This is a genomic window from Caenimonas terrae (assembly GCF_042655405.1).
Classification (GTDB): domain Bacteria; phylum Pseudomonadota; class Gammaproteobacteria; order Burkholderiales; family Burkholderiaceae_C; genus Ramlibacter; species Ramlibacter terrae_A.
Map to the genome: position 1 here is coordinate 688,265 of NZ_JBHSMF010000006.1, position 19,093 is coordinate 707,357.

Consider the following 19,093-nt stretch of genomic DNA (forward strand, 5'->3'; position numbering starts at 1 on the left):
GCACGGACTCCACGAAAGACCACCATGCGTGCCTACCTGCTCCTTCCCATCGGCTGCCTGGCGGCGGCGACCCTGCTGTCGGCCTGCGGCGGCTCATCGGACAACGCGCCGCCCGACCCGGCGCTGGTCGCGCAAGGCCAGCAGATCTTCCGCTTCGACACCTTCGGCGACGAGGCGCAGTGGACCGACACGCTGCGGATGCACGAAGTGATCGCCGCCGCCGTCGACCCGACGACGGCGCTGTCGGTGGGGCTGAAGGTGGACGCCGATGCCCTGCCGCCGTCGGTGGTCGAGGGCATCCGCAACGGCAGCGTGGACCTGAAAAGCCCAGCCACGACCGTGGCGCTGATCAAGCTGGACGCGGTGGTGGGCATCAAGGGCACGGTGCAGGCGGTGGACGGCAAGGACGCGCTGGTGCGGGTCGGCGTCACCTGCGCCCTGTGCCATTCCACCGTCGACAACTCGTTTGCGCCGGGCATCGGCAAGCGGCTGGACGGCTGGCCCAACCGCGACCTGAACCCGGGCGCGATCATCGCCCTGTCGCCCGCGCTCACCAGCGCGATGAAGGCGGTCTACAACTCCTGGGGCAAGGGCAAGTACGACCCGCGCTTCAACATCGACGGCAGCAACAAGCCGGTGGTGATCCCGCCCGCCTACGGCCTGGACGGCATCCACCGCATCACGTTCACCGGCGACGGCGAGGACCTGGCCTACTGGAACCGCTACGTGGCGGTGACGCAGATGGGCGGCCTGGGCTCGGTGGTCGAGCCGCGGCTGAACCTGTCGGTGACGCACGGCAGCGTCGACCTGGTGAGCGCCAAGCTGCCGGCGCTGCAGGCCTACCAGCTGTCGCTCGCCGCCCCGGCGCCGCCGGCCGGCAGCTTCGACGCGGCGGCGGCCGCCCGCGGCCGGCTGGTGTTCGAGGGCGGCGGCAAGTGCGCCACCTGCCACTCGGGCGCCAGCTTCACCGACGCCAACGCCACCCTGCATCCGCCGGCCGACTCGATGGCCGAGCCCGAGTCGCCCAGCTACGCCGCGCGCTCCGCGACCAAGCAGTACCGCACCTCGCCGCTGCGCGGCGCCTGGCAGCACGCGCCCTACTTCCACGACGGCTCGGCGCCGACGCTCGAAGCCGCAGCCCAGACCTACAACGGCAAAAAAGGACTAGGCTTGTCGGCGCAGGACATCGCCGACCTGGCGCAGTACCTGAAATCGCTCTGAACAATACCGAAGGAGAATCGCCATGGATGCAGCAACGATGATGAAGACCGCCACGATCCTGCTGGCACTGACCGCGGTGGGCGGGCTGCTGATGGCGGTGATCCGCTTTTCGGGCGCCGAGCGGCCGCCGTCCTGGATCGCGATGCTGCATGGCCTGCTGGCCGGCAGCGGGCTGACGCTGCTGCTCTACGCCGGATTCGCCGCGGGCATGCCGTCGCTCGCCTGGCTGGGGCTGCTGCTGCTGGCGGCGGCGGCGCTGGGCGGGATCTACCTGAACCTGGCGTTCCACAACAAGCAGTTGCCGATCCCCAAGAACATCATCGTGGTCCACGCGCTGCTGGCGGTGGCCGGCTTCCTGCTTATTGCCGTGAGCGCGTTTCGCTGACCTGGCGGTGGCCGCGCTGTTCCTCGCCGAGGAACAGGTCGGCCAGCTGGTCCAGCATCACGCGCGCCTGCTCGCGCAGCCGCACCACCTCGCGGTAGACGGTGTCGGGCCGCGGGCCCACCCGCGCGACGTAATCGCGGTGCGCAGCCTGCAGTGCCATTTCCGCATGGCGCAGCGCCTCGTCCACGTCCTGCAGCAGGGCGTAACCCGCCGACAGCTGCTGGGGCATGGAGGCCGAGGGCGGGGCAGTGGACTGGGGGGACTGGAGCATGGCGCTTGGTGGATTCGCTCCAGTCTAGGCAACGCTGAGCCAGGTACCTTAGGGATTCCGCTCACAGGGCGCTAGGAACTGCCGCCAGCGTGCCGATCCGGCTGCGCCGGCGGGCGCCCAGGACGGCAACGGCTCAGGCGGCCTGCGGCTCGACCGGCGCCGGCGGCACGCCGCCGGCCTCGATGGCCGCGCCGGCGGCCAGGCACAGGTCTTCGCGAAAGCGCCCCGCCACCACCTGCACGCCGACCGGCGTGCGCCCCACCAGCGCGGTGCTGACCGTCAGCGCCGGCAGCCCCGTGAGGGGCAGCGCGATCATCGTCATCTGCGAGCGCCAGACGCGTTCGTAGGAAGCCGCATCGCGCAGGTCCAGGTCGTTCTCGAACGGCAGTTCGGCCGAGACCGGCAGCAGCACCACCGGATGCTGTTCCAGATAGAGCTGCCAGGCCCGCGCGATGCCCAGCCGCCTGGACAGCGCAGCCGACAGGTCCGCCGCCTGCAGGTTCCCCACCAGCTGCCGCTGCCCTGCCAGCGCGGCGATCGCGCCCGGATCGCCCTCGCGCTGCGCCGCCTCGACCATGCCCTGGTAGCCATCGCCCATCCACAGCGCAATCTGCAGGGGCACGGCGTCCTTCAGCGGCGGCAGGCTGTCCACTTCCTCCACGGTCCAGCCGGCGTCGCGCAGGCGAGCCGCTGCATCGAGCAGCGCGGCGCAGACCTCGGGCCGCGTGTCCATGCCGTCGGGCCGCAGGCAGACCACCGCGCGCCGCGGCGCATCCGGCCACTCCAGCGGCGCCGGCACCCACCAGGGGTCGCGCGCATCGGGCCGCGCCATCGCCTGCAGGCCCAGCCGCAGGTCGGCGATGGTGCGGGCAATCGGGCCGGACACCGCCATCAGCTGGCCCCCGATCGCCCGGTCGGCGCCGGCCGAGGGGTTCCAGGAGGCGACCCGGCCGAACGAGGGGCGCAGGCCGTGCACGCCGCAGGCATAGGCGGGATAGCGGATCGAGCCGGCGATGTCGGTGCCGTGCGCCAGCGGGCCCATGCCCGAGGCGACGGCCGCCGCCGCGCCGCCCGAGGAGCCGCCCGGCGTCAGCGCCGGATCGCGCGGATTGCGCGTGACGCCATGCAGCTGGTTGCTGGTGAACCAGCGGTAGCTGAAGGCCGGCGTGTTGGTGCGCCCCAGCAGCACCGCGCCGGCACGCAGCAGGCTCTCGGCCACCGGGCTGTTCGCTGGCGCGACCAGCGCGCGCTGCGAGCGCAGCCCGTTGGTGGTGGGGTAGCCGGCCTGGTCGATGTTGACCTTGGTGGTGACCGGCACGCCGGCCAGCGGGCCCGGATCCTCGCCGCGGGCGATGGCCGCGTCGATGGCGCGGGCCTGCGCCAGCACTTCCTGGGGCCGGTGCTCCACGATCGCGTTGAGCGCGGGGTTGACCCGCTCCACCCGCGCCAGCGCGGCCTGCGCCACCTCCAGCGCGCTGGCCTGGCGCGAGCGCACCAGCGCCGCCACCTGGGCGGCCGACAGGGTCCAGAAATCGTTGGCAGACGCCATGGCTTACCTCGCAGTGAAGTGGAATTTCTGCCGGCCGCAGCGGCTCACGGCTGCTCGCGCAGCGCCCGCCGGGCGGCGAGCGCTTCATCGAGCTGCGCCTTGGTCGGCAGCCGGGCGCCGACTGCGGCCGCGCACTCGGGCGAGGCCGCGCAGGCGACCAGCGACGGCACCTTGAGGGCGGCGTCGCGGACTGCCAGCAGCTCCGCCCGGGCCGGGTCCGACTCGCGCAGCGCCTGCCGGATGCTGGCCGCCGTCGCGAACGATTCGGCGCTGCGCGCGGCGTCCGCGTAGAACACCGCGTCGGCGGTCCCGTCCTGCGCGTCGGCCTGGCCCATGTAATGGCCGGCGAAATAGGCGCCGGCAATCGCCAGGCACACCAGGATCAGAAGGCCCAGGCTGGTCGTGCGCATGGTGCCGTCCGTCAACTGGCAGACCCGAAGCGGGCGGCAGAACGGGCGCGGGCCCTGGCGGCCTCGATCTCGCGGTCGCGGGGTTCGGCCGTGGTCACCAGCGAGGCGATCAGCGTGCGGGCGCTGGCGGCGATCTCCTGCACCGCCTGGTCGAAGGCCTGCGCGTTGGCCCGAGACGGGACGTTGAATCCGCTGAGCTTGCGCACGAACTGCAGCGAGGCGTCGCGGATCTCAAGCTCGCTGGCCGGCGGCTCGAAATTGAACAGTGTCTTGATGTTCCTGCACATGGGCACTCCTGGAAGACGGCGTCGCCGACAGTATGCCGCCAGCGGCCGGGCCGTCAGCCCTTGGCCTTCTTCGCCGCGCCGGACTTGCCGGCCGCGTTCAGGGCGCTGGCCTCGCGCACCAGTGCCTGGAAGGCGCCGGCGTCCACTTGCTCGCCCTCGCGGATGTCGATGGCGCGGCGCGCGTTGCCGTCCAGGCTGGCGTTGAACAGGTGCGCCGGGTCCTTCAGCGAAGCCCCCTTGGCGAAGGTGAGCTTGACCTTGTCCCGGTACGACTCGCCGGTGCAGAGGATGCCGCCGTGCGACCAGACCGGCGTGCCCATCCACTTCCACTCCTCGACCACCCCGGGCACCGCGTCCAGGATCAGCTTGCGCATCCGGGCCAGCGCGGCGCCGCGCCAGTCGCCGAGGTCGGCGATGCGCTGCGAGATCAGTTGCGATGCCGGCCGGGCCGGGCCGGCGTCCGCTTTGTCCATGCTCGCCTCCTTGCAGCAATCCCTTCAGTCCGCCGCCGCCAGCCCCTGGAGCAGCACGGCGTCGAACGCCTGCGGCCGTTCGTACTGCAGCCAGTGGCCGGCATCCTCCACCAGCGCCAGCCCGCGCAGCTCGCAGCCCGAGAACACCGCGGGCAGGCGGGCCCGGTCGTCGCGGATCAGCACGTCGCCGCTGCCCCACACCGCATGCACGGGACATTGCCAGCGGGCCTGCAGCTCGATCATCACCGGCGTGCGCGAGATCCGGCGCCGCCGCAGCCGGTCGCGCTGCAGGTTGGCGTAATGCAGCGAAAGAGCCGTGTCGTCCAGCGTCTGCGGATGCAGCACCATCAGCGCCTCCATGTTGGCGCGCACCACGGCTTCCTGTTCCTGCGCCGGCACGCCGGCCAGCGAGCGCAGCTCCAGCCGCGGGCGCGCCAGGCCCAGCCCGGCGCAACCGGCCAGGTGCAGGTGCTTCACCAGCTCCGGCCGGGTGGCGGCGATGAAGCCGGCCACCACGGTGCCGAAGGAAAAGGCCACCAGCTGCACCGGCACGCCGCCCGCGAGCTGCGCGATGCCGTTGGCCACCTGCTGGTGGATGGTGTCGGCGTCGCGCGCGCCCGGCGGCAGCGCCGAGTCGCCGCAACCGGGCAGGTCCGCCGCGAACACGGTGTAGCGCTGCGCCAGCGTGTCGATGTTGCGCAGCCAGTGGGTCCAGCTGCCGCTGCCGCCGTGCAGCAACACCAGCGGCGGCCCCTCGCCCCAGCGCCGCCACGCCATCGTGCCGTCCGGGCCGCAGGGCGTTTGCAGCCGCATCGCCAGGCCTTCCAGCCGCTGCACCTCGGGCAGTTGCGCCAGGGGCAACAGCCGCCCCATCGTCAGGCCACCAGCGAGGCGAAGCGCTGCAGGTCGACGTTGCCGCCGCTGACGATCACGCCGACCCGCCGGCCCTTGAGGTCCAGGCCGGCGTGGCAGGCGCCGGCCAACGACAGGCAGCCGGTGGGCTCGACCACCATCTTCATGCGCTCGGCGAAGAACTTCATCGCCTCCACCAGCTGCGCGTCGGTGACGGTGAAGATGTCGTCGACGTCGCGCCGGATGATCTCGAAGGTGTACCGGCCCAGGTGCTGGGTCTGGGCGCCGTCGGCGATGGTCTTGGGCGTGGGGATGTCGACGATCCGCCCCGTCCTGAACGACTGCTGGCCGTCGTTGCCCGCCTCCGGCTCGACGCCGTAGACCTTGCAGCGCGGCGCCAGCGCGCGCGCGACCAGCGCGCTGCCACTGAGCAGGCCGCCGCCGCCCAGGCAGACGAACAGCGCGTCGAGTTCGCCGGCCTCCTCGAACAGTTCCCTGGCCGCCGTGCCCTGGCCGGCGATCACGTCCGGGTGGTCGAAGGGCGGGATCAGCGTCATGCCGCGCTCCTGCGCCAGCCCCGCGGCCAGCGCCTCGCGGTCCTGCGTGTAGCGGTCGAACTGGATCACCTCGGCGCCGTAGCCGCGGGTGGCCTCCACCTTCGAGACCGGCGCGTCCAGCGGCATCAGGATCGCCGCCGGCATCTCCAGCAGCCGCGCCGACAGCGCGATCGCCTGCGCATGGTTGCCGGAGGAAAAGGCCAGCACGCCGGCGCGGCGCTGCGCCGGGGTGAAGCGCGACAGCGCGTTGAAGGCGCCGCGGAACTTGAAGGCGCCCATGCGCTGGAAGTTCTCGCACTTGAAGTGCAGCTGCGCGCCGAGCCGGCCGTCGATGGTGGACGACCGGAGCACCGGCGTGCGGTGCGCATGGCCGAGCAAACGCGCCGCGGCGGCCACGACGTCCTGGTAGGTGGGGGAGGAATCCATCCGCACGAGCTTAGCGCAAGCCCGCGCTGCGCCCGGCGGGCGCTGCCGAATTTCTCCTACAGGCCGCGGCGCCGGCGCGGCCGATCATCGGAGTCTCAACAACCGGAGATTCCCGATGGCAACCCGCTCTGAAAAAGATGCCTGCGACCTGCTCGACGCCGACCACAAGGCCGTCAAGAAACTGTTCAACGCCTACTCCGACCTGGGTGCCTCGCGCGCCCGCACGGCGGTCAAGAAGAAGATCGAGCTGGTGCGGCAGATCTGCCAGGAACTGAACGTGCACATGCAGATCGAGGAAGAGATCTTCTACCCGGCCCTGCGCGCCGCGCTCAAGGACACGTCGATCGTCGCCGAAGGCGAGGTGGAGCACCAGGGCGCCAAGGACCTGGTGGCCCAGATCGAAAGCGGGACCGAGCCGGACGAGATGTTCGACGCCAAGGTCAAGGTGCTGGGCGAGAACATCGACCACCACGTCAAGGACGAGCGCACCGAAATGTTCCCCAAGGCCCGCGCCGCCCGCAAGCTGGACCTGGTCGCCATGCGCGACCAGCTGCAGGCGCGCAAGGACGAACTGATGGGCGCGATGGCCTGAGGCTTGTCACGCCGGACCTGATCCGGCAGCCATCGCGGCTCAGATGCGGGATGCCACCCGCCGCAGCATTGCTAAGAAGTCGCAGGGCCACGATCATGGCCAGCCGCCATCGCTCATTCGTTGGTGAAGGCCCACAATCGGCGCATGTTGTCGCTGCTGCGCACTTTCTCCTGGCAGGAGCTGCGCCACCATCCGTGGCGCAGCGCTGCCGGCGTGCTGGCGGTGCTGCTCGGGGTCGCGCTCTCGTTCTCGGTTCAGCTCATCAATGCATCGGCCCTGAGCGAGTTCGCGGGCGCGGTGCGTTCGGTCAACGGCCAGCCGGACCTGGAACTGCGCTCGGCCCAGGGGCCATTCGACGAAGCGCTGTTCGGCCGCATCGCCACCGACCCCGCGGTCGCGGTCGCCAGCCCGGTGCTCGAACTGTCCACGCTGCTGGCGCTGGCCGACGGCCGGCGGCTGCCGATCCGCGTGGTCGGCGTCGATGCGCTGGTGGTGTCGGCGGTGGCGCCGGCACTGATGCCGCAACCCGCCGCTGGCGGCGACCGGCTGGCACTGCTGGCGCCGGGCACGGTGTTCCTCAATGCGGCGGCGCAGCGGCTCGTGGCGGGCGCCGGCGTGCGGCTGCAAAGCGGACTGCAGCTGCGCGATGCCAGTGTCGGCGGCAGCGTGGCGGCCGGCGGCGCGCCGCTGGCGGTGATGGACATCGGCGCGGCGCAGGAGCTGTTCGGCCGCGTCGGCCAGCTCACGCGCATCGACGTGCGGCTGGCCGCCGGCACCGACCGCGAAGCCTGGCTGCGCGGCCTGCGGCTGCCGCCCGGCATCGCGGCGGGGCAACCGGGCGACGCGGCCGAACGCGTGAGCAACCTGTCGCGCGCCTACCGCGTCAACCTCACGGTGCTGGCGCTGGTGGCGCTTTTCACCGGCGGCTTCCTGGTGTTCTCGGTGCTGTCGCTGAGCGTCGCGCGGCGCTCGCAGCAGTTCGCGCTGCTCGGCGTGCTGGGGCTGACGGCGCGCCAGCGGCGCGCGCTGGTGCTGGCCGAATCGACGCTGCTGGGCGCGGCCGGCAGCATCGCGGGCATCGCACTGGGCACCGCGCTGGCGTCGCTGGCGCTCAAGCTGCTGGGCGGCGATTTGGGCGGCGGCTACTTCCCCGGCGTCGCGCCGCAGCTGCAGTGGAGCACGCCGGCCGCGCTCGCCTACGGGCTGCTGGGCGTGGCCGCCGCGATGGCCGGCGGCTGGTGGCCGGCGCTGGCGGCGTCGCGGCTGCCGCTGGCGCAGACGCTCAAGGGCCTGGGCAGCCCGATCGCCGGCGGCCACGGCCACGGCTGGTCGCTGCTGCTGATGGCGGCCGGCGGCCTGCTGGCGCTGCTGCCGCCGATCGCCGGCATTCCGCTGGCGGCCTACCTGTCGGTCGGCTTCCTGCTGGTCGGCGGCATCACCGCCCTGCCCTGGCTGGTGGCGCTGCTGTATGACCGGCTCGCGCCGTTGCTGGCGCACCGGCTGCTGCCGCTGCTGGCGGTGGAACGGGCGCGGCGCGTGCGCGAAAGCGCCGCCGTCGCGGTCAGCGGCGTGGTCGCCGCGCTCAGCCTGGCCGTGGCCCTGACCGTGATGGTGGCGAGCTTTCGCGACTCGGTGGCGCGCTGGCTGGACGTGGTGCTGCCGGCCGATCTCTACGTGCGCACCGCGGTGTCGTCGGCCTCGGCGGACAGCGCCTACTTCACGCCGGAGTTCGTCGCCGCGGCGGCGCAGCTGCCCGGCGTGCAGCGGGTGGCGACGCAGCGCCTGCGCAGCCTGCTGCTCGATCCGGCGCTGCCGGCGGTGGCGCTGATCGCCCGCGGCATCGACGACCCGGCACAGGCGCTGCCGCTGGTCGGCGCGCCGCTGCCGGTGCCGCCGGGCGTGCTGCCGGTGTACGTGAGCGAGGCGGTGGTGGACCTGCACGGCGTGCACCCGGGCCAGGAATTCGCGCGCCTGTCGGACGCGCTGCAGCCGGCGGTGAAGGACGGCAGCCGGCCGCGCTTTTTCGTCGCCGGCGTCTGGCGCGACTACGTGCGCCAGAGCGGCGCGGTGGCGATCGACCGGCGCGCCTACCAGCGCCTGACGGGCGACCTGCGGGCCAACGACGTGCAGCTGTGGCTGGCGCCCGGCGCCGACGCCGGCGCGGTGCAGCAGGCGCTGCGCGAGCTGGCGCAGCGGCAGGCGCCCGACGGCGCGGCGCTGCTGGAGTTCGCCTCCGCGCGCGAGCTGCGCGCGACCTCGCTGCGGATCTTCGACCGCAGCTTCGCCGTCACCTACTGGCTGCAGGCGGTGGCGATCGCGATCGGCCTGTTCGGCATCGCCGCCAGCTTCAGCGCGCAGGTGCTGGCGCGGCGCAAGGAGTTCGGCCTGCTGGCCCACCTGGGGCTGACGCGCCGCCAGATCCTGGCGGTGGTGGCCGGCGAAGGTGCGGCCTGGACCGTGATCGGCTCGCTGGCCGGGCTGGCGCTGGGACTGGCCGTTTCGCTGGTGCTGGTGCACGTGGTCAACCCCCAGAGCTTCCACTGGACGATGGACCTGGAGGTGCCGTGGCTGCGCCTCGCGCTGCTGTGCCTGGCCGTCGTGGCCGCCGGCACGGCGACCGCCTGGCTGGCCGGGCGCGCCGCCGCGGGCCGCGACGCGGTGCTGGCGGTGAAGGAGGATTGGTGATGGGCGACAGCGCGCACTCGTCTGTCATCCCGGGTCGAGCCCGGGATGACAGCAGAGGGAGCATCGCACCGTGACGCCGCTCGTGCTGCTGCGCCGCCGCGCCCTGCTGATAGCCGCCCTGGCCGCCGGGCCGGCGCGGGCGCTGCCGCCGCTCACGCTGCGCTTCCCGCGCGACCACGGCGCGCATCCGGCGCTGCGCACCGAGTGGTGGTACATCACCGGCGCCGTCAGCTCCGGCGGGCGCGAGTTCGGCTTCCAGGTGACCTTCTTCCGCTCGCGGGTGGACGCGACGCAGCAGATGCAATCGCAGTTCGCGGCCCGCCAGCTGCTGTTCGCACACGCCGCGATCACCGACGTCGAGGGCCGCAAGCTCCGGCACGACCAGCGGATCGCGCGCGAAGGCTTCGGCGTGGTGTCGGCCAGCGGGACGGACACCGCGATCCGGCTGCGCGACTGGAGCCTGCGGCGCGAGGACGGCGCCTATGTGGCGCAGGTGGCCGGCGAGGAGATCGGCCTGCAGCTGCGCTGCGCGCCGACCCAGCCGCTGCTGCTGCAGGGCCGCAACGGCCTGTCGCGCAAGGGCCCGCAGGAGCAGCAGGCCAGCTACTACTACAGCGAGCCGCAGCTGGCGGTGACCGGCACGCTGCGGCTGCCGGGCCGGGTGCTGCAGGCCCAGGGCAAGGCCTGGATGGACCACGAGTGGAGCGACGAGGTGCTGCATCCCGATGCGCAGGGCTGGGACTGGATCGGCATGAACCTGGACGACGGCAGCGCGCTGACCGCATTCCGGCTGCGCGGCAGGGACGGCGCGACGCTGTGGGATGGCGGATCGTTTCGCGCCCGCGGCGGCGAGCCGTTCAACTTCGGCGTCGGCGAGGTGGCCTTCAGCGCGCAGCGGCGCTGGAAGAGCCCGCTCTCACAGGCCACCTATCCGGTCGAATGGATGGTGCGCACGCCCGCCGATTTCTACACCGTGCGCGCCGTCATCGACGACCAGGAGCTGGACAGCCGCGCCTCCACCGGCGCGATCTACTGGGAAGGCCTGGCCCACCTGTTCGACAGCAACGGCAAGCGCGTCGGCCAGGGCTATCTGGAGATGACCGGCTACGCCCAGCGGCTGCGGCTGTAGCGAGTGTCTTTTCTGCGCTCTCTGCGTTGCTTGTGCGTGTTCTGCGTCCGGCTGTTGCGCCTTCAGGGGCCCGCAGCCTCGTGCCGCTCGCGCGCCTCGTTGAGCACGCCGACCAGCAGGTCCAGGCCGACCGGCTTGACCAGGTGGGCGTCGAAGCCGGCGGCGCGGGTGCGGCGGCGGTCCTCGTCGCTGCCGAAGCCGGTCATCGCGATCACGTAGGCGTTCTCCATCCCCGGCTGCACGCGCAGCAGCTTGAGCGTCTCGTAGCCGTCGATCTGCGGCATCGACAGGTCCAGCAGCACCGCGTGCGGCCGCAGCGTGCGCGCCAGGTCCAGCGCCGCGGCGCCGTTGTACGCCGTCTCCACCCGGAAACCGAGCAGCCGCACGATGCTGGTGGCGCTGTCGGCCGAATCGCGGTTGTCGTCCACCACCATCACCCGCAGCGCGCCCGGCGCCGGCTGCCCGGGGACGCCTTCGTCCGGCAGGTCCTCCTGCAGTTCGCCCAGCGGCAGCCGCAGCATGAAGGTGCTGCCCCGGCCGGAGCCGCCGCTGGTGGCCTCCAGCGTGCCGCCGTGCAGCAGGGCCAGCGAGCGGGCCAGCGTCAGCCCGATGCCCAGCCCGCTCTCGTTGGGCGCGTTGGACGTGTCGCCCTGCATGAACAGCTCGAAGATCCGCTCCAGTTCGTCGGGCTCGATGCCGCGGCCGCTGTCGATGACGCGGGTGTCGACGAAGCCGTCGGCGGCCTGCACCTGCAGCCGGATGCGGCCGCCGTCGGGCGTGTACTTGGCGGCGTTGACCAGCAGGTTCTGCAGGATCTGCGTCAGGCGGGTGCCGTCGCCGTTGACGAACACCCCGATGGGCGGCAGGTCCACGTTGAGCTGGTGTCCGCGCGCCTCGATCAGCGGCCGCGCCATCTCCACGCTGCGGGCGATGACGCCGCCGAAATCCACCTTCTCGCGCCGCAGCTTGACCTTGCCGGTGGTCAGGCGCCCCACGTCCAGCAGCTCGTCGACCAGCCGCGTCATGTGGGTGAGCTGGCGGTCGATGATGTCGCGGCTGTTGCGCAGTGCCGGGCTGGCCATCGTCTCCAGCTGCATCACCGTCACCGCGTTGCGGATCGGCGCCAACGGGTTGCGCAGCTCGTGCGCCAGCATCGCCAGGAATTCGCTCATCCGGCGGCTGGAGCGCTCCAGCTCCTCCAGCCGCTTGCGCTCCGTCATGTCGCGGGTGACCTTGGCGAAGCCGATCAGCCGGCCCGAGGTGTCGCGCACCGCCGTGATCACCACGTTGGCCCAGAACAGCGTGCCGTCCTTGCGCACCCGCCAGCCTTCGTCCTCCAGGCTGCCCACTGCCAGCGCGGTCTCCAGCTCGCGGGCCGGCTTGCCGGCGCGCTGGTCGTCCGGCGTGTAGAACTTGCTGAAGTGCTGGCCGATGATCTCGTCGGCCGTGTAGCCCTTGATCGTCTGGGCGCCAGTGTTCCAGCCGCGCACCGTGCCGTCCGGGTCCAGCATGAAGATGGCGTAGTCGCGCACGCTCTCGATCAGCAGCCGCAACCGCTCCTCGCTGGCGCGCAGCCGCTGCTCGTTCTCGCGCCGGTCGGTCAGGTCGCGGGTGATCTTGGCGAAGCCGGCCAGCTCGCCGCCGGACTCGTACAGCGGCGTGATGACCACGTTGGCCCAGAAGCGGCTGCCGTCCTTGCGGATGCGCCAGCCCTCGTCCTCGAAGCGGCCGCTGGCCAGCGCCCGGCGCAGTTCCTCCTGCGGCCAGCCGCGCTCCACCTCTTCGCGTGGGTAGAAGGTGGAAAAGTGCTTGCCGACGATTTCGTCGCGGGTGTAGCCCTTGAGCTTTTGCGCGCCGGTGTTCCAGGACACGACGTGGCCCTGGGGATCAAGCACGAAGATGCCGTAGTCGACAACCGCCTCGATCAGCAGCTGCAGGCGCTCTTCCAGGCCTGGGTTGCGCCGGTCCTCTATCACTTTTGGTTCCATGGGGGGTGCGGAAAGGTCGCACCTTGATGCTACTTGAAGTAGCGCACCCCAGGTCGCAGTTCCTCGTAGATCAGGTAATCCGTCGCCGCCATGCCCAGCGCCGCATAGGCCTGCTGGGCGACTGCATTGTCCTTTTCCACGTAAAGGCGAAAGCCGCAGACCCCCGGATCGGCCCCGGCCAGCTCCTGCACGTGCCGGTAGAGGCTGCTGTAGACGCCCTGGCGGCGCCAGCCCTGCTCCACGAACACGCTCTGGATCCACCAGAACAGGCCGTTGCGCCAGTCGCTCCATTCCTGGGTCACAAGCAGGCAGGCCACGATGCGGTCGCCGGCGACGGCCACCACGTAGAAGCCGAGCGCGGGCGTGGCGATCAGGCGGCGCACGCCGGCGTCCACCAGTTCCGGGATCAGGGTCTTGCCTTCGGTCTCCAGGGCCATGGCCTGGTTGAAGCGCGAAATCGCGGCCGCGTCGGCTGCCGTGGCCTTGCGCAGCGCCAGCGCGGCGGGCGCCGTCACCGGGCGGACGGGCGCTCGCTGGCGCCCTGCCCGGCCAGGTGGTCGCGCACCCGGTCGGCCCGGTCGCCCACCGCCTGCACCGCCTCCTTCACCCGCGTCTGGCTGGTGTTGAAGTGCCGCGCCCAGGCGCATACCGCGTAGTCGTGCTGGACGTCGATGCGTTCGCGTCCGAGCTTGCTGGCCGATCCTGCGTTGGCGTCGATCATGGCGTGACTCCGTGAATTGGATGCAGATGCAAAGAGATGCCCCGATCTTAGACACCGGGCGCCGGCCGCCGTTGTAGGACGGGAGGCACAGCCGGCGCGGGCGCACCCCCGCCGGCGCCGGACACGGCACAATCGGCGGGAAAGGACATGAATTCGATGGACTCCAGCGTCGATGCGGATGCAACCGTGATTGGATCGCGGCGCGCGGCCCCGCGCGAGGGCTTCACGCCGGAGCTGCCGGTGAAGATTGCCGCGAACACCCCCATGGCGGGCGTGCCGGCCGAGTACGCGTGGCTGGAAAAGACCTTCGGCGCGATGGAACGCGACTGGAAGGTGGACCTGCGCTCGCTGGGCCGCAACAGCCAGGGCCGCACCATCGAGACCTTCCGCCTGCGCCTGGCCGGCGGCACCAAGGTGGACGTGCACTTCGACATCAGCGGGTTCCACCAGCTGGGATAGGCATGGCCGCCGCACGGGCCGATGTCGAGGCCGCCGTGCGGTCCGCCTTTCCGGGCGCCGATGGGGCCGCCATCCGGCAGAAAGCAATGGCGCGCGTGCTGATCGAGAAGTGGGGCAGGAAAGCGCAGTAGCTGCGCCCTGCCCCTGCGCTCAGTGCGCCCCGGCCGCCGCGTCCAGCGCGCCGCCGCCGCCGGCCGCCCGCTGCGGATGCGTCAGCCACACCAGCGGGATCAGCAGCAGGAACAGCCCGGCCGACAGGTAGAAGATGTCGGCGGCCGCCAGCATGAAGGCCTGCTGGTCGACCAGCCGGTTGATCTGCGCCAGCGCCTGTTGCGGCGTCAGCCCCGCCGCCGCCAGTCCCGACAGCGTGGCCTGCGTCGCCGGGCTGGACGGGTTGACCGCCTCCGCCAGTTGCGAATGGTGCAGCGCCGCGCGGCTTTCCCACAGCGTGGTGGAGACCGAGGTGCCGATGGCGCCGGCCGTGATCCGCACGAAGTTGGTCAGGCCCGAGGCGGCCGGCATCCGCTCCTGCGACATGCCCGACATCGTGATCGTCATCAGCGGGATGAAGAAGAACGCCATCGCCACGCCCTGGACCACGGTGGGGATCATGATGGTGACGAAGTCGGCCTGGGTGTTGAAGCGCGAGCGCATCCACAGCACCAGCGCCAGCACCAGGAACGAGAAGGTCACGTAGCGCCGCGGGTCCACCCGGCCCACGGTCTTGCCCACGAACGGCGACAGCACCATCGCCATCAGCCCCACCGGCGCCAGCACCATGCCGGCGTCGGTGGCGGTGTAGCCCATGAACTGCTGCAGCCACAGCGGCAGCAGCACCACGTTGCCGAAGAACAGGCCGTAGCCGATCGACACCGTCACCGTGCCGGCCCAGAAGTTGCGCTTGGCGAACAGCCGCAGGTCCACCACCGGGTGCACGTCGGTCAGCTCCCACACCATGAAGAAGGCGAAGCCCACCACCGCCACCACCGTCAGGCCGACGATCATCCCGGAGTGGAACCAGTCGTTCTCCTTGCCCAGGTCCAGCACCATCTGCATCGCCGAGATCCAGACCACCAACAGCGCCAGCCCGAGCTTGTCGATCGGCACCTTGCGGGTCTGGCTCTCGCGCTTGCGGTAGATCGCCCACGACGACAGCGCCGCGGCGATGCCCACCGGGATGTTGATGTAGAAGATCCACGGCCAGTTGATGTTGTCGGTGATCCAGCCGCCCAGCAGCGGCCCCAGCACCGGCGCCACCAGCGTGGTCATCGCCCACAGCGCCATCGCCAGCCCGGCCAGCGCCTTCGGGTAGCTGGAAAGCAGCAGCGACTGCGACAGCGGGATCATCGGGCCGGCGACGAAGCCCTGCAGCGCGCGGAAGGCGATCAGCGTCGTCATGTTGGGCGCCAGGCCGCACATCCACGAGGCCAGCACGAACAGGATCACGCTGCCGACGAACAGCCGCACCTGGCCGAAGCGCTGCGACAGCCAGCCGGTCAGCGGCAGCGCGATGGCGTTGGCCACCGCGAAGCTGGTGATCACCCAGGTGCCCTGGTTCGGGCTGACGCCGAGGTCGCCGGCGATGGCCGGGAGCGAGACGTTGGCGATCGAGGTGTCCAGCACGTTCATGAACGTGGCGGCCGACAGGGCCAGCGTGCCCCAGAGCCGCGCGGACCCTTCCAGCGGCTGGTGCTGCGCAGCGGGCGTGGGCGACGTGGCCATCGCTCTCAGTGCGCGTTGTTGTTTCTGCTGGCCACCGCCGGGGCGGCCGAGGCGCCGAACACCGCGGTGGCCGGGCGCACGCCGCGGCCGGAGTTCTGCGCGATCACGCGCTTGACCTCGGCTTCGGCGCCGGTATCCAGCGAGTCGTAGACCTCGGTGGTGGCCAGCGACGCGGCGCGCGGCACGTCGGCCAGCGTCTTGCCGTCCTGCTTGCTGACGTCGACCACGACGTCCATCGACAGGCCGACCCGCAGCGGGTTGGCTGCCACCTGGCGCGGGTCGAGTTCCACCCGCACCGGCACCCGCTGCACCACCTTGATCCAGTTGCCGGTGGCGTTCTGCGCCGGCAGCAGCGCGAAGGCGGAGCCGGTGCCGGCGCCGAGCCCGGCGACCGTGCCGTCGTATTCCACCTTCTTGCCGTAGATGTCGGCGGTGAGCTTGACCGGCTGGCCCAGCCGGATCTTGCGCAGCTGCACTTCCTTGAAGTTGGCGTCCACCCAGACCTGCTTGAGCGGGATGATGGACATCATCGGCGTGCCCGCGGCGACCCGCTGGCCCAGCTGCACGGTGCGCTTGGCGACGTAGCCGTCCACCGGCGCCGGCAGCGATGCCCGGCGGGCGGCCAGCCAGGCCTCGCGCACCTTGGTGGCGGCGGCCTGCACGCTGGGATGCTCGTCCACGCTGGTGCCTTCGGTCATCGCCTGGTTGCTGGTGAGCTGCTCGCGCGCCGCCACCACGCCGGCCTGCGCCGCCGACAGCGCGCTGCGGGCGTTGGCCAGCTGGGTCTGGGCGTGATCGAGTTCTTCCTTCGACACCGCGCCGTTGCCCACCAGCTGCTGGCGGCGGTTCAGGTCGTCGGTGGCACGGGCCACGTCGGCCTGGTAGCGGCCGATGTCGGCCTGCTTGAGCGAGACCTGCGCCGACAGCGAGCCGTTGTTGGCGTACAGCATGCGCACCTGGCGCACGGTCTGCGCGAGGTTGGCCTCGGCCTGGTCCAGAGCAACCTTCGCATCGGTGGGATCGAGCTTGACCAGCGGCTGGCCGGCCTTCACGAAGTCGGTGTCGTCGGCCATGATCGCCATCACGGTGCCGCCGATCTGCGGCGTGATCTGGATCACGTTGCCCTGCACGTAGGCGTTGTCGGTGGACTCGTAGTGGCTGGCCACCAGCCATTCGTAGCCGCCCCAGGCCAGGCCGCCGATCACGACGACCGCACCCAGGATGGTCAGGGCCTTGCGCCGGCGGCCGGCGCCGGCGTGCACGGTGGGGACGACGGCGGGAGTTTGGTTTGCTTCCATGTTCGGTTCCAGAATGTTTTCAGTTCTTGTCGTTGGCGGCGGCGACGGCATCGGCAGGCGGCACATAGCCGCCGCCCAGGGCGCGGGCCAGTCCCACCTGCGTGTCGAGCGCGCGGGCGGCCAGATCCACCGCCAGCCGGCGCTGGGCCAGCACGGCGTTCTCCGCAGTGAGCACGTTCAGGTAGTTGCCCAGCCCTGCCTTGTAGCGCTGCACGGCGATGTCGTAGGCCCCTTCGGCCGAGGCCTGCGCCTGCTTCTGCTCGGCCTGCTGCAGCGCGATCGAGCGGCCCGAGGCGAGCTGGTCGCCCACCTCGTGGATCGCTTCGATCACGGTGGCGTTGTAGCTTTCCACCGCGGCGTCGTAGTCGGCCGTCTTGCCGCGCAGGTTGGCGCGCAGCTTGCCGCCCTCGAAGATCGGCAGCCGGATCGCCGGGCCCACGCCCCATTGCAGGCTGCCGGCCTGCAGCAGGTTGCCCAGGCCGATGCTGGACAGGCCGGCGAAGGCGGAGAGGTTGATGTCCGGATAGAACTGCGCCTTGGCGCTGCGCACGTCCTGGCCGGCCGCCTCCACTCGCCAGCGGGCGGCGGCGACGTCGGCGCGCAGGCCCAGCAGGTTGGCCGGAATGACGGCGGCAGTGGCCAGCGGCTTGATGTCGGCCAGCCGCGGCGCGGTGGCGACCACGTCGGTGTTCGGCTTGCCGACCAGCGCGCCCAGCGCGTTGCGCGCCAGCGTGGCCTGCTCCTGCAGCGCCTCGATCTGCTGGCGCCCCTCGGGCAGGCCGCCCTCGCTCTGGCGCAGCTCCAGGCTGGTGTCCAGGCCGGCGTTGACGCGGTCGCGCACCAGCCGCAGCGCTTCTTCGCGCTGGGCCAGGGTGCGCCGGGCCACCACCAGCTGCTCGTCCACGCGCGCCAGCTGGAAATAGCTGCGGGCGACGTTGCTGGCCAGCAGGATGCGGGCGGCATCGGTTTCCGCCTGCTGGGCGCGGACCGCGCCCAGCGCTCCTTCGAGCAGCGCCCGGTTCTTGCCGAAGAAGTCCAGCTCCCAGCCCGCGCCCAGCTGCAGCGTGGCGCTGTCCCGCACCGAGCCGGCGATCGGCGGCGGCAGCAGGCCGGTCTCGCTGTAACGCTGGTGCATGGCGTCGAACTGGCCGTTGACCTGCGGCAGCAGCGCGGCGCCGGCCACTTCGCCGGCGGCGCGGGCGCGCGCCAGCCGGGCCTGCGCGATGCGCAGGTTGGGGTTGTCGGCCAGTGCCTGCTCGATCAGGCGATCGAGCTGCTCGTCGCCGAAAGCGCGCCACCACTGCACCGCCAGCGGCGCCTCGGCAGCGGCGGCCGGCAGGTTCAGCGATGCGTCGTCGCGCAGTCTGGCCTGCGGTTCGATGCCGGCCATGTTGGCGCAGCCCGCCAGCAGCAGCGCCGCCGCCAGCGCGGCCAGTCTGGGGTTGCGGTGGGTCATTGGGTCATTTTTCATTGGTCGTTCCCTTGTCGGCCTGGATCGCCAGCGCGTTCTCCAGGATGCGGCGCAGCAGGCGCTTGAGCGTCTCCCACTCGGCGTGGGTGAAGCCCTTCATGTGGGCGTTCTGCACCCGGCACAGCGCGCCGGGGATCTCCTGCGCGGCGGCCCGGCCCTCGGCCGTCAGTTCCAGGTTGACCACCCGCCGGTCCTCGCAGGAGCGCACCCGCCGCAGCAGGCCCTTGGCCTCCAGCCGGTCCAGCAGCCGCGTCATCGCGCCGGCGTCGAGCTGGCATTCGCGCGCCAGTTCCGCCACGGTGGAGACCGGGCCCATGAACAGCTTGAACAGCGGGATCCATTGCGCGTTGGTCAGGCCGTTGGGCGCCATCTCGCGCTCGATCTCGGTGGCCACCGTGTTGAGGATGCGGCGCATCAGGTAGCCGACGCTCTCTTCCGGCTGGTAGTTCTCCGGCACGTAGAAGTCGGGTTGCACCTCCACCTTGAGCTTGGGCGCGGCGCGCGGCGGCGCCTTGCGCTTGGCCGCGGGGGTGGCGGGCCGGGCGGGGCTGCGGCGGACGGTGGCTTTGGTGGACATGAGGGGCGATGATACTTGCC

21 protein-coding genes are annotated in these 19,093 nt (G+C 71.6%); 7 read left to right on the forward strand and 14 right to left on the reverse strand.

Translation table 11 applies throughout. From position 1 onward, the window contains the following. Nucleotides 1-24: 24 nt before the first annotated feature. Both ACFPOE_RS10160 and ACFPOE_RS10165 read left to right on the forward strand, forming a co-directional pair. Nucleotides 25-1,221 (forward strand): c-type cytochrome, encoded by a 1,197-nt coding sequence (locus ACFPOE_RS10160; RefSeq protein WP_376849967.1) that lies wholly within the window; start codon nt 25-27, stop codon nt 1,219-1,221. Between the two features lie 22 nt (nt 1,222-1,243). Further along, complete coding sequence (locus ACFPOE_RS10165) at nt 1,244-1,606, forward strand: hypothetical protein (RefSeq protein ID WP_376849968.1); 363 nt, start codon at nt 1,244-1,246, stop codon at nt 1,604-1,606. Here ACFPOE_RS10165 and ACFPOE_RS10170 read toward each other — a convergent pair. From ACFPOE_RS10170 to ACFPOE_RS10200, 7 genes are all read right to left on the reverse strand, one after another. After that, on the reverse strand, nt 1,581-1,877 hold the full coding sequence (locus ACFPOE_RS10170) for a hypothetical protein (RefSeq protein WP_376849969.1): 297 nt from the start codon (nt 1,875-1,877) through the stop codon (nt 1,581-1,583). The two genes, ACFPOE_RS10165 and ACFPOE_RS10170, sit on opposite strands and share 26 nt — an antisense overlap. 133 nt (nt 1,878-2,010) lie before the next feature. Continuing rightward, the gene (locus ACFPOE_RS10175; RefSeq protein ID WP_376849970.1) at nt 2,011-3,426 is read right to left on the reverse strand and encodes an amidase family protein; all 1,416 of its coding nucleotides are present in this window, start codon (nt 3,424-3,426) and stop codon (nt 2,011-2,013) included. A 44-nt stretch (nt 3,427-3,470) separates the two neighbouring features. Further along, nucleotides 3,471-3,836 carry a hypothetical protein gene (locus tag ACFPOE_RS10180; RefSeq protein ID WP_376849971.1) on the reverse strand — a complete coding sequence of 122 codons (366 nt, stop codon included), beginning with the start codon at nt 3,834-3,836 and terminating at the stop codon, nt 3,471-3,473. Between the two features lie 11 nt (nt 3,837-3,847). Next, nucleotides 3,848-4,123: a DUF2277 domain-containing protein gene (locus tag ACFPOE_RS10185; protein WP_376849972.1), complete on the reverse strand. Its 276-nt coding sequence runs from the start codon at nt 4,121-4,123 to the stop codon at nt 3,848-3,850. 53 nt (nt 4,124-4,176) lie between these two features. Further along, complete coding sequence (locus ACFPOE_RS10190) at nt 4,177-4,596, reverse strand: DUF1801 domain-containing protein (protein WP_376849973.1); 420 nt, start codon at nt 4,594-4,596, stop codon at nt 4,177-4,179. Between the two features lie 24 nt (nt 4,597-4,620). Further along, entirely contained in the window at nt 4,621-5,457 is an 837-nt protein-coding gene (locus ACFPOE_RS10195) for an alpha/beta fold hydrolase (protein WP_376849974.1), read from the reverse strand. Nucleotides 5,458-5,471: 14 nt separating this feature from the next. Continuing rightward, nucleotides 5,472-6,431 carry a threo-3-hydroxy-L-aspartate ammonia-lyase gene (locus ACFPOE_RS10200; protein WP_376849975.1) on the reverse strand — a complete coding sequence of 320 codons (960 nt, stop codon included), beginning with the start codon at nt 6,429-6,431 and terminating at the stop codon, nt 5,472-5,474. A gap of 115 nt (nt 6,432-6,546) precedes the next feature. Here ACFPOE_RS10200 and ACFPOE_RS10205 point away from each other — a divergent pair, with 115 nt between their 5' ends. The 3 genes from ACFPOE_RS10205 (at nt 6,547) to ACFPOE_RS10215 (ending at nt 10,837) form a co-directional block, all read left to right on the forward strand. Continuing rightward, nucleotides 6,547-7,023 carry a hemerythrin domain-containing protein gene (locus tag ACFPOE_RS10205; RefSeq protein WP_376849976.1) on the forward strand — a complete coding sequence of 159 codons (477 nt, stop codon included), beginning with the start codon at nt 6,547-6,549 and terminating at the stop codon, nt 7,021-7,023. Between the two features lie 144 nt (nt 7,024-7,167). Continuing rightward, on the forward strand, nt 7,168-9,708 hold the full coding sequence (locus tag ACFPOE_RS10210) for an ABC transporter permease (RefSeq protein ID WP_376849977.1): 2,541 nt from the start codon (nt 7,168-7,170) through the stop codon (nt 9,706-9,708). A 70-nt stretch (nt 9,709-9,778) separates the two neighbouring features. Continuing rightward, nucleotides 9,779-10,837 (forward strand): lipocalin-like domain-containing protein, encoded by a 1,059-nt coding sequence (locus tag ACFPOE_RS10215; protein WP_376849978.1) that lies wholly within the window; start codon nt 9,779-9,781, stop codon nt 10,835-10,837. Nucleotides 10,838-10,899: 62 nt separating this feature from the next. Here the strand turns inward: ACFPOE_RS10215 and ACFPOE_RS10220 are convergent, their stop codons facing one another. From ACFPOE_RS10220 to ACFPOE_RS10230, 3 genes are read right to left on the reverse strand one after another with little or no spacing between them, the layout of a single operon-like run. Next, the gene (locus ACFPOE_RS10220) at nt 10,900-12,825 is read right to left on the reverse strand and encodes a PAS domain-containing hybrid sensor histidine kinase/response regulator (RefSeq protein ID WP_376849979.1); all 1,926 of its coding nucleotides are present in this window, start codon (nt 12,823-12,825) and stop codon (nt 10,900-10,902) included. A 29-nt stretch (nt 12,826-12,854) separates the two neighbouring features. Then, nucleotides 12,855-13,340, reverse strand: a complete 486-nt coding sequence (locus ACFPOE_RS10225; protein WP_376849980.1) for a GNAT family N-acetyltransferase — start codon at nt 13,338-13,340, stop codon at nt 12,855-12,857. Further along, a complete protein-coding gene (locus ACFPOE_RS10230) occupies nt 13,337-13,546 on the reverse strand; it encodes a DUF3606 domain-containing protein (protein ID WP_376849981.1) in 210 nt (69 codons plus the stop codon). The genes ACFPOE_RS10225 and ACFPOE_RS10230 overlap by 4 nt, the downstream gene beginning before the upstream one ends. A gap of 147 nt (nt 13,547-13,693) precedes the next feature. On the opposite strand from ACFPOE_RS10230, the gene ACFPOE_RS10235 reads away from it, so the two are divergent. Both ACFPOE_RS10235 and ACFPOE_RS10240 read left to right on the forward strand, forming a co-directional pair. Next, on the forward strand, nt 13,694-14,005 hold the full coding sequence (locus tag ACFPOE_RS10235; RefSeq protein ID WP_376849982.1) for a hypothetical protein: 312 nt from the start codon (nt 13,694-13,696) through the stop codon (nt 14,003-14,005). Between the two features lie 2 nt (nt 14,006-14,007). Continuing rightward, the gene (locus tag ACFPOE_RS10240) at nt 14,008-14,136 is read left to right on the forward strand and encodes a hypothetical protein (RefSeq protein ID WP_376849983.1); all 129 of its coding nucleotides are present in this window, start codon (nt 14,008-14,010) and stop codon (nt 14,134-14,136) included. Between the two features lie 19 nt (nt 14,137-14,155). On the opposite strand, the gene ACFPOE_RS10245 is transcribed toward ACFPOE_RS10240, so the two are convergent. Genes ACFPOE_RS10245 through ACFPOE_RS10260 form a run of 4 tightly spaced genes read right to left on the reverse strand, consistent with a single transcriptional unit; the run spans nt 14,156 to nt 19,073 of the window. Continuing rightward, entirely contained in the window at nt 14,156-15,727 is a 1,572-nt protein-coding gene (locus ACFPOE_RS10245; RefSeq protein ID WP_376849984.1) for a DHA2 family efflux MFS transporter permease subunit, read from the reverse strand. A 5-nt stretch (nt 15,728-15,732) separates the two neighbouring features. Further along, nucleotides 15,733-17,025, reverse strand: coding sequence for an HlyD family secretion protein (locus ACFPOE_RS10250; RefSeq protein WP_376849985.1), 1,293 nt, complete (start codon nt 17,023-17,025; stop codon nt 15,733-15,735). Nucleotides 17,026-17,044: 19 nt separating this feature from the next. After that, nucleotides 17,045-18,481, reverse strand: coding sequence for an efflux transporter outer membrane subunit (locus ACFPOE_RS10255; RefSeq protein ID WP_376849986.1), 1,437 nt, complete (start codon nt 18,479-18,481; stop codon nt 17,045-17,047). Between the two features lie 4 nt (nt 18,482-18,485). Continuing rightward, entirely contained in the window at nt 18,486-19,073 is a 588-nt protein-coding gene (locus ACFPOE_RS10260) for a MarR family winged helix-turn-helix transcriptional regulator (protein ID WP_376849987.1), read from the reverse strand. Nucleotides 19,074-19,093: the final 20 nt, after the last annotated feature.